This window comes from Streptomyces deccanensis, from assembly GCF_022385335.1.
Taxonomy (GTDB): Bacteria; Actinomycetota; Actinomycetes; order Streptomycetales; family Streptomycetaceae; genus Streptomyces; species Streptomyces deccanensis.
Window position 1 is genome coordinate 7,059,958 of the sequence record NZ_CP092431.1, and the last position, 12,923, is coordinate 7,072,880.

The 12,923-nt window shown below is 69.8% G+C and carries 11 protein-coding genes; 4 read left to right on the forward strand and 7 right to left on the reverse strand.

Annotation, left to right across the window (positions count from 1 at the left end; genetic code table 11):
* Window positions 1-26: 26 nt before the first annotated feature.
* Entirely contained in the window at window positions 27-2,120 is a 2,094-nt protein-coding gene (gene pta / locus L3078_RS31530; RefSeq protein ID WP_239757337.1) for a phosphate acetyltransferase, read from the reverse strand.
* Between the two features lie 273 nt (window positions 2,121-2,393).
* Between pta and L3078_RS31535 the strand changes: the two genes are divergently transcribed.
* Window positions 2,394-3,419, forward strand: coding sequence for an ATP-dependent 6-phosphofructokinase (locus L3078_RS31535; RefSeq protein ID WP_239757338.1), 1,026 nt, complete (start codon window positions 2,394-2,396; stop codon window positions 3,417-3,419).
* Between the two features lie 23 nt (window positions 3,420-3,442).
* On the opposite strand, the gene L3078_RS31540 is transcribed toward L3078_RS31535, so the two are convergent.
* Window positions 3,443-4,219, reverse strand: a complete 777-nt coding sequence (locus L3078_RS31540; RefSeq protein ID WP_239757339.1) for a helix-turn-helix domain-containing protein — start codon at window positions 4,217-4,219, stop codon at window positions 3,443-3,445.
* 155 nt (window positions 4,220-4,374) lie between these two features.
* On the opposite strand from L3078_RS31540, the gene L3078_RS31545 reads away from it, so the two are divergent.
* A complete protein-coding gene (locus tag L3078_RS31545) occupies window positions 4,375-4,824 on the forward strand; it encodes a PPOX class F420-dependent oxidoreductase (protein ID WP_239757340.1) in 450 nt (149 codons plus the stop codon).
* A 145-nt stretch (window positions 4,825-4,969) separates the two neighbouring features.
* Entirely contained in the window at window positions 4,970-5,386 is a 417-nt protein-coding gene (locus tag L3078_RS31550) for a Rid family hydrolase (protein ID WP_239757341.1), read from the forward strand.
* Here the strand turns inward: L3078_RS31550 and L3078_RS31555 are convergent.
* The 5 genes from L3078_RS31555 to L3078_RS31575 all read right to left on the reverse strand — a co-directional run bounded on the left by L3078_RS31555 (window position 5,376) and on the right by L3078_RS31575 (window position 11,086).
* Complete coding sequence (locus L3078_RS31555) at window positions 5,376-6,200, reverse strand: carbohydrate ABC transporter permease (RefSeq protein ID WP_239757342.1); 825 nt, start codon at window positions 6,198-6,200, stop codon at window positions 5,376-5,378. The genes L3078_RS31550 and L3078_RS31555 overlap by 11 nt on opposite strands.
* 5 nt (window positions 6,201-6,205) lie before the next feature.
* Entirely contained in the window at window positions 6,206-7,147 is a 942-nt protein-coding gene (locus L3078_RS31560) for a carbohydrate ABC transporter permease (RefSeq protein ID WP_239757343.1), read from the reverse strand.
* Between the two features lie 10 nt (window positions 7,148-7,157).
* Window positions 7,158-8,567 carry an extracellular solute-binding protein gene (locus tag L3078_RS31565; RefSeq protein WP_420864124.1) on the reverse strand — a complete coding sequence of 470 codons (1,410 nt, stop codon included), beginning with the start codon at window positions 8,565-8,567 and terminating at the stop codon, window positions 7,158-7,160.
* A gap of 111 nt (window positions 8,568-8,678) precedes the next feature.
* Window positions 8,679-9,368, reverse strand: coding sequence for a response regulator (locus L3078_RS31570; protein ID WP_239757345.1), 690 nt, complete (start codon window positions 9,366-9,368; stop codon window positions 8,679-8,681).
* Window positions 9,365-11,086: a sensor histidine kinase gene (locus L3078_RS31575; protein ID WP_239757346.1), complete on the reverse strand. Its 1,722-nt coding sequence runs from the start codon at window positions 11,084-11,086 to the stop codon at window positions 9,365-9,367. The genes L3078_RS31570 and L3078_RS31575 overlap by 4 nt, the downstream gene beginning before the upstream one ends.
* A gap of 436 nt (window positions 11,087-11,522) precedes the next feature.
* On the opposite strand from L3078_RS31575, the gene L3078_RS31580 reads away from it, so the two are divergent.
* Window positions 11,523-12,905 carry a cation:dicarboxylate symporter family transporter gene (locus tag L3078_RS31580; RefSeq protein WP_239757347.1) on the forward strand — a complete coding sequence of 461 codons (1,383 nt, stop codon included), beginning with the start codon at window positions 11,523-11,525 and terminating at the stop codon, window positions 12,903-12,905.
* The last annotated feature ends 18 nt before the right edge of the window (window positions 12,906-12,923 follow it).

The window sequence follows — 12,923 nt, forward strand, 5'->3', positions numbered from 1 at the left end:
GCTGCGCTTTCTGTCGTCGGTGAGGGTCACTGGGCCGGAGTCGCGGGGGTCTGGGCCTGGATCGCCGTGATGGCGACCGTGGTGACGATGTCCTGGACCAGCGCGCCCCGGGACAGGTCGTTGACCGGCTTGCGCAGCCCCTGGAGGACCGGCCCGACCGCGAGCGCGCCCGCCGACCGCTGCACGGCCTTGTAGGTGTTGTTGCCGGTGTTGAGGTCAGGGAAGATCAACACCGTTGCCTGGCCCGCGACTTCGGAGTCCGGCAGCTTGGTCGCCGCGACACTCGGCTCCACCGCCGCGTCGTACTGGATCGGGCCCTCGATCAGCAGATCGGGCCGCCGCGAGCGCACGATCTCCGTCGCCTCCCGCACCTTGTCGACGTCGGCGCCCGACCCGGACGTCCCCGTCGAGTACGACAGCATCGCGATCCGCGGCTCCACCCCGAACCGCTGCGCGGTGGCGGCGGACTGGATCGCGATGTCGGCGAGCTGCTCGGCGTTCGGGTCGGGGTTGACCGCGCAGTCGCCGTACACCAGCACCTTGTCGGCGAGGCACATGAAGAAGACGGACGAGACGATGTCGGCGTCCGGCTTGGTCTTGATGATCTCGAAGGCGGGGCGGATGGTGGCGGCGGTGGAGTGCACCGACCCCGAGACCATCCCGTCCGCCAGCCCCTCCTGGACCATGAGGGTGCCGAAGTAGTTCACGTCGGACACCACGTCGTACGCCAGCTCCATGCTGACGTTCTTGTGGGCGCGGAACTGGGCGTACTTCTCCGCGAAGGAGTCCCGCCACGTGGAGGTCGCCGGGTCCACCAGCATGCTGTCGCCGAGGTCGATGCCCAGGTCGGCGGCCTTCTTGCGGATCTGCTCGACGGGGCCGAGGAGGGTGAGGTCGCAGACGTTGCGGCGGAGGATCACCTCGGCCGCGTGCAGGACGCGCTCCTCCGTGCCCTCGGGGAGCACGACCCGGCGCCGCTCGGAGCGGGCCTGTTCGAGGAGGGTGTGCTCGAACATCATCGGCGTGACCCGGTCGCTGCTCGGCGCCGAGACCCGGCTCCGCAGCTCGGCGGTGTCGACGTGCCGCTCGAACAGCCCGAGCGCGGTCTCCGCCTTGCGCGGGGTCACCGCGCTCAACTTGCCCTCCATGGAGAACAGTTCGGAGGCGGTGAGGAAGGAGCCGGACTCCACGGCGACGACCGGAGTGCCGGGGGCGAGCCGGGCCGCGAGGGTGAGGATCTCGTCGCTGGGCCGCTCGTCGAGGGTGAGCAGCAGGCCCGCGATCGGCGGGGTGCCGGCGCTGTGCGCGGCGAGGGAGCCGATGACGAGGTCCGCGCGGTCGCCGGGGGTGACGACCAGACAGCCCGGCGTCAGGGCGTTGAGGAAGTTCGGCAGCATGGCCCCGCCGAAGACGAAGTTCAGCGCGTCGCGCGCGAGACCCGAGTCGTCGCCGAGGAGGACCTTGCCGCCGAGCGCGTGGGTGATCTGGGCGACTGTCGGCGCGGAGAGCGCGGGCTCGTCGGGCAGGACGTAGCAGGGCACGGGCAGCGGCAGCCGGGAGTCGCCGAGCCGTTCGGCTATCTCCGTACGGTCGGCGGGCGCGACCCGGTTGACGACCATGGCGAGCACGTCACAGCCGAGGCCCTCGTACGCGCGGTAGGCGTTGTGCGTCTCGGCGGCGACCGACTCGGCGGTCTGCTTCCGCCCGCCGACCACCGGGATGACGGACGCGCCGAACTCGTTGGCGAGCCGGGCGTTGAGCGACAGCTCGTCCGGGAACTGGGTGTCGGCGAAGTCGGTCCCCAGGACGAGGACGACGTCGTACTCCCGGGCGACCGTGTGGAACCGGTCGACGAGCGCGGAGACCAGCTCGTCCGTGCCGTGCTCGGCCTGGAGGGTGGACGCCTCGTGGTAGTCCATGCCGTACACGGTCGCCGGGTCCTGGGTGAGCCGGTAGCGGGCGCGCAGCAGGTCGAACAGCCGGTCCGGTCCGTGGTGCAGCAGCGGCCGGAACACCCCCACCCGGTCGACCTGGCGGGTCAGGAGCTCCATCACCCCCAGCTCCACGACCTGGCGGCCGTCGCCGCGATCGATCCCGGTCACGTACACGCTGCGCGTCACGTGTGCACTCCGTTTCTGGTTCGACTTCATGTGGTTCGACTGATTCGGCAGGGGAGGGGCGGAATCACCGTCACGGCGGACGGAAACCCTCTTGACAATACCCCTGACCATGGATAAGGCGCCCATCAGCGGGGAGGGGTGCCGGGTGGGGCCGGACGGGCGCGGCGACCCCCGGTCGGCCGTGAAACAATCGGACTGGCTCACAAGTACCAGCAATCACCCATAATCACCGGCACGAGCAGGACGATCAGGACGATCAGGAGACACAGCACGATGCGTATCGGAGTTCTCACCGCAGGCGGCGACTGTCCGGGCCTGAACGCAGTGATCCGGTCGGTCGTGCACCGAGCGGTCGCCCAGTACGGCGACGAGGTCATCGGCTTCGAGGACGGCTACGCGGGCCTCCTGGACGGCCGCTACCGCACCCTCGACCTGGAGTCCGTCAGCGGCATCCTGGCCCGTGGCGGCACCATTCTCGGCTCCTCCCGCCTCCAGCGCGACCGCCTCCGCGAGGCCTGCGAGAACGCGCAGGACATGGCTCACCAGTTCGGAATCGACGTACTGATCCCGATCGGCGGCGAGGGCACGCTGACGGCGGCCCGGATGCTGTCGGACGCGGGTCTGCCGGTGGTCGGCGTCCCGAAGACCATCGACAACGACATCTCCTCGACCGACCGCACCTTCGGCTTCGACACGGCCGTCGGGGTCGCCACGGAGGCGATGGACCGCCTCAAGACGACCGCCGAGTCCCATCAGCGGGTGATGGTCGTCGAGGTCATGGGCCGGCACGCGGGCTGGATCGCGCTGGAGTCCGGCATGGCGGCGGGCGCGCACGGCATCTGTCTGCCGGAGCGGGCCTTCGACCCCGCCGACCTGGTGAAGATGGTGGAGGAGCGCTTCTCGCGCGGCAAGAAGTTCGCCGTCATCTGCGTCGCCGAGGGCGCGCACCCGGCCGAGGGCTCCATGGACTACGGCCACGGCGAGATCGACCAGTTCGGCCACGAGCGCTTCCAGGGCATCGGCACGGCCCTGGCGTACGAGCTGGAGCGCCGCCTCGGCAAGGAGGCCAAGCCGGTCATTCTCGGCCATGTCCAGCGCGGCGGCACCCCGACCGCGTACGACAGGGTGCTCGCCACGCGCTTCGGCTGGCACGCGGTGGAGGCCGCGCACCGGGCCGACTACGGCCGGATGACCGCCCTGCGCGGCACCGAGGTGGTGATGGTGCCGCTGGCGGAGGCGGTGACCGAGCTCAAGACGGTGCCGAAGGACCGGATGGACGAGGCGGAGTCGGTGTTCTAGGGCTCCTGTCGGTCGGGGGTGGGTCAGTAGGGGGCCGTTCGCCCGACCAGTGACCAGAAGTGGTCGACGATCCCGTCCAGGAAGTCACGGCCGGCGTCGCCCGAGTCGGTCGCGGCTGTGCCGTTGGCCCAGGTGAGGGTGGCGGTCATCAGACCCCGGTAGTCGGTGTGCAGCTCCTGGAGGACGTCCTCCAGAAGCTGCCGATCGAGGGCGAGCAGTTTCGCGACCGGTCGTACGTGGGCCTGCCAGCGGGTGGTGACCGCGCCCCGGAGCAGTTCCCCGAGCTTGGTCTCGCGCCCGGTCACGGTGGTGAGTTCGGGCAGCGTCAGATCGAGCAGGGTGGCGAGGGCGGCCGCCTGACGGTCGGTGCCGCGCCACTCCCCGGTCTCCTCCATCCGCAGGTACGAGGAGAGTTCGAGGCCGACCGCGCGGGCGACGTCCTCGGGAGCGACGCCCCGGGCCATGCGGTGCTCACGCAAGGTCCTGGGGGAGCTGATGAGTTCACCGGCCGAGCACCACAACACCCCCGCGAGCGCGGTGAGTTCGGGGCCGGTGGGGGAGACGGCGCCGCGCTCCCAGGCGGCGACCAGGTCCGGGGTGACGTACGGGAGGCCGTACGAGGAGCGCAGCCCGTGGGCGACGTGGACGGGCTCCATGCCCAGCGCCGCGCGGAGTCTCCGGGCTGCGGGGGCGTTGAAGGGCGGGGCGGGGGCGGTGGCCTGGGGGGCCGGGCGCGCCTGTGCGTGCGGCTGTGGGTACGGGTGCTGGGGCTGCCGTTCATGGGCTGAGCGTCGGTGCACGCGCACAACGTAGGGGCCTCGGGCTGCGGTGACTACGGGCTGTTCGGCCACAAACACGGATTGTAGGAAACTACGGTTGGTGAGAGGCCTGTGACTCCTGGGATCAGAGGGGCGTGCGGGCGGATGTCCGGACGGGCGTGGGTAGGGATGACGCCATGACGAAGCTGGACGGGCACATACGCGAGCGCCTACTGGCGCCGAACTTCTGGCACTTGGCGACGGTGGGACCGGACGGCGCGCCTCAGGTGTCACCCATGTGGGTGGACATCGAGGAGGACGGCGGGGTCGAGTACGTCATGGTCAACACCTCGGTGGGCCGGGTGAAGGAGGAGAACCTGCGCCGCAACCCGGGCGTTTCCCTGTCCCACATCGACCCGGAGAACCCCTACGACCGCGCCGAGATCCGCGGCCGCGTCGTCCGCTTCGTGGAGGGCGAGGAGGCGGAGCGCGCGATGGACCGCCTGACGCGGAAGTACATCGGGGAGGACCGCTATCCGTGGCTCCTGCCCGGGGAGCGCCGCCTGATGATCCTGATCGAGCCGGTGCGGGTACGGCGGGTGGTGGGGGTGGAGCCGTTCCGGGCCGGGGTGTTGCCCGAGGGGTGAGACCCGCCGCGTGCGCGCGAACTCTGCACGCGGAGAACACTTTCATGTCGCTCCCGGACCAGCGCCGTCCCTGTGGACCCGTAACTTCTGCGTGCAAGGGGCCTGTCCACGACCGACGGGCTCGCACTGTCGCAAGGAGTGAGTCATGGGTTCGCAGGCGAAGGCATACGGCTTCGGTGTGCCGTGGGAGTCGATCTACGGGTACAGCCAGGCCGTCCAGGTCGGTGACACGGTTCATGTGTCAGGACAGCTCTCGCATGACCGTGACGGCACCTTCGTGGGCGCGGGCGACTTCGAACTGCAGGTCCGCACCACACTGGAGAACCTGGACCTGGTGCTGAAGGAGTTCGGGGCCGAGCGCGGCCAGATCGTGGAGACCACGGTCCTGGTGAGGAACCTGCGGGAGAACTTCGACACGACGGCACGCCTCCACGCCGAGTACTTCGGGGAGCACCGGCCCACCAGCACGGTCATGGGTGTCTCGGACCTGGCCCTGCCCGACCAACTCGTGGAGATAGGCGCGCTCGTACGTCTCGACGTGCGGCCCGGCCTCACCCCTTGACCGCCCCACCCAGAGCGAACCCCCCGCCCAACCGCCTGGCCACCCCCACATACAACAAGATCACCGGCGTGGAATAGATCACCGAGAACGCCGCCAGTTGCCCGTAGACGACCGTCCCCCGGTTCCCGAAGAACTCGTTGATGCTCACCGCGGCCGGCATCTGCTCCGGGGTGAGCAGCAGCATGAACGGGACGAAGAAGTTGCCCCACATCATCACGAACGAGAAGACGGTCACCACCGCGACGCCCGGTCCCATGAGCGGCAGTACGACCCGCAGCAGGGACTGGAGCGACGACGCGCCGTCCGTCCACGCCGCCTCCTCCAGCTCCTTCGGTACGCCGTCCATGAAGTTCTTCATCAGCCAGATGGCGAAGGGGAGTTGGGAGGCCGCGAAGAAGAAGATCGTGCCCTGCACGGTGTCGATCAGATTCACCTGCACGAAGAGTGCGTAGACGGGGACCATGATCGCCGTGATCGGGAGGCTCGTCGCGAACAGGATCGTCAGGAGGAACGGGCGGTTCAGGCGGGAGCGGAAGCGGGAGAGCGGGTACGCCGCCAGGGCCGCGCACACCACGGTGAGCGCTGTCCCTCCGCCGCACAGCAGCAGGCTGTTCAGCAGAGGGGTGAACGTGATCTCCGGGGTCAGGACCGCGTCGAAGTTATCCAGCGTCACCCCGTCCGGGACCTTCACCGTCAGGTCCGCCTTCGGGTCCACCGAGGAGAGGATCACCCACGCCAGCGGGAGGACGAAGGCCGCCGCGATGACGAGCAGTCCCGCGTCGGCCGCCAGTCGTCGGGTGTTCACAGCGGGCACGGCACTCACACCTCCGTCCGCAGCAGCCGCAGATAGATCACCGAGAACAGCGAACCCACCACCAGCAACAACAGCGCCACCGCCGTGCCGTAGCCGATCATGCTCTTCTGGAACGCCTCCTCGTACATGAAGAGGGGGAGCGTCTGGCTCTTGCCGCCCGGGCCGCCTCGCGTCATCACCCAGATCAGGCCGAAGACCGACAGGGTCTGGAGGGTGATCAGCATCAGGTTCGTGCCGATCGAGCGGCGGATCATCGGGAGCGTGATGTGCCACATACGGCGCCAGCCACCCGCGCCGTCCATCTCCGCCGCCTCCGTGATCTCCTTCGGGATCTCGTTCAGGGCCGCCGAGTACACCAGCATGGAGAACGCCGTCCCCCGCCAGACGTTCGCGAACGACACCGCCAGGATCGGGAGCGTGTACAGCCAGTTCTGGGTGGGGAGATGGAGCCAGTCCAGGACGGCGTTCAGCGTGCCTTCGCGGCGGAAGAAGGCGTAGAGGAGGAACCCGGCCACGACCTCCGGGAGGACCCACGCCGTGACGACGATTCCCCCGACCAGCGTGCGGACGGGTTTCGACGCACGCCGCATCAGCGCCGCCAGCGCGAGGCCCAGCGTGTTCTGGCCCAGCAGCGCCGAGACGACCGTGAAGACCAGGGTCAGCCAGACCGCGTTGAGGAACGCCTCGTCCCCGAACGCCGTACGGAAGTTCTCGAAGCCGATGAAGGAGTCCTCGGCCTGGCCGGTGAGTTGGAGGTCGGTGAAGGCGATGTAGGCGCAGTAGGCGATCGGGCCGGCGAGGAAGAGGAGCAGGAGGACGGTGGCGGGGGTGAGGGGGAGGGCTCGGGTGAGGGCGCGGACGGTGGGGTGGGGCGGTCCGGGCGCCGCCTTCGCTGCCGCCGGCTTCGGGGCCGTAGCCGTCGCCCTCGTACCTGCCGGCCCCGTCATGCGAGGCCGCTCACTCTTCGATCACCTGATCGTCCGTCGCCGTCCTCAGCTCCTCGTCGTAGTTCTTCGCCGCCTCCGCCACCGACGCGTCGCCCGTCGTCACCGACTCCATCGCCTCCTGGATGGCCGTGGAGACCTTCGGATACGCCGGGTACGCCGGGCGGTAGTGCGTGCTGGACACCAGGTCGGTGAAGAACTTGATGCCGGGCTGCGCCTCCGCGTAGGCGGGGTCGGCGGCCACGTCCTCGCGGACGGCGATGCCGGAATTGGCGATGTACCACTTCTGCGCGTTCGCCTTCGACTGCATCGTCTTGATGAACTCGAAAGCGAGATCGGGGTTGCCGGCCTTGTCGGGAATGGCCCACGTCCAGCCGCCGGACATGCTCACCTTTCCGGGGGCCTGGCCGTTCTGGGTGGGCATGTGGGCGAGGCCGAGTTTCTCCGACCATTCCGGCCAAGCGTGTCCGCTGCCGGGCAGCCAGTCCTGGGGGAGCCAGGAGCCGTCCAGGTTGATGCCCAGTCTGCCTTCGGGGAGGAGTTCGCCGCGTACGCGGGTCGAGATGTTGGGGTCGAGGGCGTCGGAGACCTCCGGGCCGAGTTTCTCCTTGTAGACGGTCTCCACGAAGGCGAGGGCGTCCTTGAAACCCTGCGTTCCCGCCTTCCATTTCTTCGACTTCTCGTCGTACAGCGGGTCGGCGCCCCCACGCGTGGCGCCCTCCGTGCCGTAGAGCAGCATTTCGAAGCCCTGCATGGTCGCGGCCTCGCCGGCCGGTTTGCCCGTGTAGACGTTCAGCGGAATGACGTCCGGGACCTTCCGCTTGATGGTGCGGGCCGCGTCGAGCACGTCGGCCCACGTCTTCGGCTGCCAGTCCGCCGGCAGACCCGCCTTCTCGAAGATCGCCTTGTCGAACCACAGGCCCCGCGTGTCGGTGCCGTCCGGAACGCCGTACGTCTTCCCGTCCTCGGCCTTCGCCGCCGTCTTGGCCGTGTCGATGAACTGGTCCCAGTCCTTCCAGCCGGCCAGGTAGTCGTCCAGGGGCTTCAGATAGCCGCTGGTGATGTCCGAGTTGATGAGGAAGGTGTCCTCGTAGACCAGATCCGGTGCCGTCTTCGGCGAGCGCAGCATCTGCTGCACCTTGGTGTAGTACTCCGAATCCGGGGCCTTGATCGGGACGAGCTTCACCTTCTTGCCCGGATGCGCCTTCTCGAACTGCTTCTTGACGTCGGCGAGGAAGGTGTCCATCACCCGGACCTGGTTGTCCGTGGACTGTTTGTAGGAGACCTCCACCGTGTCCGGGTCGCTGCCGGAGCCGCTGCCGCAGGCGGCGAGGGCGCCCGGCGCGGTGACCGCCAGGGCGGCGGTGAGGAGGAGGCGGAGGGGGGATCGGCGGGAACTGGGTGCGGTGGGGCGCACGGGCACGACCTCCTGCTGGCTACGTCGCTGTGGCCTTGGGTGGTGCCCGGTGACGGTAAGGGGAGTGGTCTAGTCAGGTCAATGCGTCTGCACCGGTTCGCCGCAAGGCATCCGCGGCTACCCCTTCACCCACCGGTACTGCAGCTCCGGCCGCCCCACCTGACCGTACTGCGGGCTTCGTGCTGCCCGGCCCGCGTCCACGAGGTGCTCCAGGTATCGCCGGGCCGTGATGCGTGAGATGCCGACCGCCTCCGCCACCCCGGCCGCCGTCAGGCCCTCGCCCGCGTCCCGCAGGGCCACCGTCACCCGCTCCAGGGTCGGGGCGCTCAGCCCCTTCGGGAGCGCCGCCGGGCCCGGGGCCCGCAGGGTCGCGAGCGCCCGGTCCACCTCGTCCTGGCCGCTCGCCTCGCCCGCCGCCGCGTGGAACTCGGCGTAGCGGACGAGACGGTCCCGGAGGGTCGCGAACGTGAAGGGTTTCAGGACGTACTGGACCACGCCCAGCGAGACGCCCTCCCTGACCACCGTCAGGTCCCTCGCCGACGTCACCGCTATCACGTCCGCGTGATAGCCGGCCGCACGGAGCGAACGGGCCAGCTGCAGACCGTGCACGTCCGGCAGGTGGAGGTCCAGCAGCAGCAGGTCCACCGGCGTACGGTCCAGCGCGCGCCGCGCCTCCGCGCCCGTGTGGGCCTTGCCGACCGCCGTGAAGCCGGGCACGCGGCCGACGTACATCATGTGCGCGTCGGCCGCCACGGGGTCGTCCTCGACGACCAGGACTCTGATGGGGTCGGACCCGGCCTTCGTCATACGTCGTCGCCTCCAGCCACAGTGGCCCGAGGGGCCCGGACAGCCTGTGCGGTCGGTGCGGCCTGCGCGGCTCGCCCCGGCCTGTGGGTACCGCTCGTGCCCAGCGGCAGCCGTACCTCGAACTGGGCCCCGCCGCCGGCCGCCTCCGACACCGTCAGCGTGCCCTCGTGACGACGCGCGGTCTGCCGTACGAGGGCCAGACCGAGGCCGCGGCCGCCGGGGCCGGAGGGTTTCGTGGAGAAGCCGCGCTCGAAGACGGCCTCCGCGAGGGCGGGGTCGACGCCGGCACCGGTGTCCGACACCCTCAGCACCAGCACGGACCCGTCCGTCGGCCCTTCCGCGTCGGCCTCGTCGTCCGTGTACGCCGTCACCGTCACCCTGGCCCCCACCGACCCCTGTGCCGCGTCCACCGCGTTGTCGATGAGGTTGCCCAGGACCGTGACCAGGTCACGCGCGGGGAGCGACTCCGGGAGGAGACCGTCGTCGATGCGGCTGTCCTCGGAGACCACCAGCTCCACGCCCCGTTCGTTCGCCTGGGCCGCCTTGCCCAGCAGCAGGGCGGCGAGCACCGGTTCGCTGACCGCCGCCACCACCTGGTCCGTCAGCGCCTGCGCCAGCTCCAGTTCCGCCGTCGCGAAGTCGATCGCCTCGTCCGAGCGGCCCAGCTCGATGAGCGAGACGACCGTGTGGAGGCGGTTGGCGGCCTCGTGCGCCTGGGAACGCAGCGCCTGGGTGAAGCCGCGCTCGGAGTCCAGCTCGCCCGTCAGGGACTGCAGTTCGGTCACGTCCCGCAGGGTGACCACCGCGCCCCGGCGCTGCCCGCCCGACACCGGCGAGGTGTTCACGACCAGCACCCGTTCGTCGGTGAGGAGCACCTCGTCGACCCGGGGCTCGGAGGAGAGCAGGGCGCCCGTCAGCGGGGCCGGCAGCCCCAGGTCCGCCACCGAGCGGCCGACCACGTCGTCCGTCACCCCCAGCAGCTCCCGCGCCCCGTCGTTGATGAGGGCCACCCGGTACTGCCCGTCGAGCATCAGCAGACCCTCGCGCACGGCGTGCAGGGCGGCCTGGTGGTAGTCGTGCATGTTGCTCAGCTCGGCCGCGTTCATGTTGTGCGTGTGGCGGCGCAGACGGGCGTTGACGACATAGGTGCCGAGGCCGCCGAGGGCCAGGGCGCCTGCGGCCACACCGACGAGGGCCGTCACCTGCTCCTGCACGCGGTCGCTGATCGCCTGGACCCGGATGCCGGCGCTGACCAGGCCGATGACCTCGTCGTCCTCCATGATCGGGACGACCGCGCGGACCGACGGGCCGAGGGTGCCGGTGTAGGTCTCGGTGAACGACTCGCCGTTCTGCGCCTTCTCTATGTGGCCGAGGAAGTGCTCGCCTATCCGGTCGGGGTCGGGGTGCGTCCAGCGGATGCCGTCCCGGGTCATGATCGTGACGAAGTCGACGCCCGCGTGCCGCTGCACCTGCGTCGCGTACGGCTGGAGCCGCTCGGTCGGATCGGACGTGTGGATCGCCGCCCGTACCGAGGGGGCGTCGGCCACCGTGGCCGCCACGGCCATGGCCTGACGGCGCCCCGCCTCCTCCGCCTGGGAGCGGTCGCTGACGTACGTGAACAGCGCGTATCCGGCCACGACGGCCGCGATCAGCACCGCCTGAACGGCGAAGAGCTGACCGGCCAGGCTACGGGGACGGAGACGGGACGGGACGCGCATGCCAACAGTCTGCATCGACGTGTAGGCGTGAACTAAATGAACGGAAGGGTGACCGCCCTCACAGGGAGGGAGATAGTCACTGCATCGACTCGTCCAGCACATGGACGCGACAGAGCCGCCGGGAGCCAGTCTCCCCGCCCCGGGAGCCCCCCAGCTCCCACCGCCGGAGGCCCCCAAGCCCCCGGCGCCGGAAGCCCGCCGGCTTCCACCGCCGGGAGCCCCGGCTCCCACACCCCCCGGGAGCCCCGCTCCCGCACCACCGGCAGTCCCCCAGCTACCGGTTCCGGGAGCCCGCCGGCTCCCGACACCAGGGAGCCGGTCTCCCACCCGGGAACCCGCCGGTTCCCACCCAGGGAGACCGTCTCCCGCATTCCCCCGGACGTGAGCCGCACGCCGGAACAGCGAGCCGACGACGTCGTCGACGAGGAGGGCAGCCGTGGCCAGCACCACCCATACGGCACCTAGCGCACCCGCCAAGCGGGACCGCACCCACTACCTGTACATCGCCGTGATCGTGGCCGTGGCCCTCGGCATCGCCGTGGGTCTCATCGCCCCCGACTTCGCCGTCGAGCTGAAGCCCATCGGCACCGGCTTCGTGAACCTGATCAAGATGATGATCTCGCCGATCATCTTCTGCACGATCGTGCTGGGCATCGGCTCCGTACGGAAGGCCGCGAAGGTCGGCGCCGTCGGCGGTATCGCCCTCGCCTACTTCACGGTGATGTCGCTCGTCGCCCTCGGTATCGGTCTCGTCGTCGGCAACATCGTCGAGCCGGGCACCGGCCTCGCGGTCACCGACGCGATCAAGGAGACCGGTCAGGCGCAGGTGTCGGCCGAGGCCAAGGACACCACCGAGTTCCTGCTCGGCATCATCCCGACCACGATCGTCTCCGCCTTCACCGGCGGCGAGGTCCTCCAGACGCTGCTCGTCGCCCTCTTCGCGGGCTTCGCGCTCCAGGCCATGGGTGACGCCGGTCAGCCGATCCTGCGCGGTGTCGAGCACATCCAGCGCCTCGTCTTCCGCATTCTCGCCATGGTGATGTGGGCCGCCCCGATCGGTGCCTTCGGCGCCATCGCGGCCGTGACCGGTTCCGCGGGCCTCGACGCCCTCAAGAGCCTCGCCGTGCTGATGATCGGCTTCTACATCACCTGCTTCCTCTTCGTCTTCATCGTGCTCGGCTTGCTGCTGAAGGCCGTCGCGGGCATGAACATCTTCACGCTCTTCAAGTACCTGGGCCGTGAGTTCCTGCTGATCCTGTCCACCTCCTCCTCCGAGTCCGCGCTGCCGCGCCTCATCGCGAAGATGGAGCACCTGGGTGTCAGCAAGCCCGTCGTCGGCATCACCGTCCCGACCGGCTACTCCTTCAACCTCGACGGCACCATGATCTACATGACCATGGCGTCCCTGTTCATCGCCGACGCCATGGGTACGCCGATGTCGGTCGGCGAGCAGATCCCGCTGCTGCTCTTCCTGCTGGTCGCCTCCAAGGGCGCGGCGGGTGTCACCGGTGCGGGTCTGGCGACCCTCGCGGGTGGTCTGCAGTCGCACAAGCCGGCCCTGGTGGACGGCATCGGCCTCATCGTCGGTATCGACCGCTTCATGAGCGAGGCCCGCGCCCTGACGAACTTCGCGGGCAACGCGGTCGCCACGGTCCTCATCGGCACCTGGACCAAGGAGATCGACAAGGAGCGCGTGAACGAGGTCCTCGCCGGGCAGGCGCCGTTCGACGAGGCGACGCTGCTGGACGACGGCCACGGGTCTGCGCCGGCGGCCACCCCCGCCGAGCCGGAGGGTGAGAAGGAACTCGCCAAGGCGTGAGGCTCCGCCCCCACAGCT

What these genes read in the sequence shown, in the direction of transcription:
- L3078_RS31570 (WP_239757345.1), bottom strand. Translation starts at nt 9,368, where the DNA reads ATGACGAAGGCCGGGTCCGACCCCATCAGAGTCCTGGTCGTCGAGGAC.
- L3078_RS31550 (WP_239757341.1), top strand. Translation starts at nt 4,970, where the DNA reads ATGGGTTCGCAGGCGAAGGCATACGGCTTCGGTGTGCCGTGGGAGTCG.
- L3078_RS31545 (WP_239757340.1), top strand. Translation starts at nt 4,375, where the DNA reads ATGACGAAGCTGGACGGGCACATACGCGAGCGCCTACTGGCGCCGAAC.
- L3078_RS31560 (WP_239757343.1), bottom strand. Translation starts at nt 7,147, where the DNA reads ATGACGGGGCCGGCAGGTACGAGGGCGACGGCTACGGCCCCGAAGCCG.
- L3078_RS31535 (WP_239757338.1), top strand. Translation starts at nt 2,394, where the DNA reads ATGCGTATCGGAGTTCTCACCGCAGGCGGCGACTGTCCGGGCCTGAAC.
- L3078_RS31575 (WP_239757346.1), bottom strand. Translation starts at nt 11,086, where the DNA reads ATGCGCGTCCCGTCCCGTCTCCGTCCCCGTAGCCTGGCCGGTCAGCTC.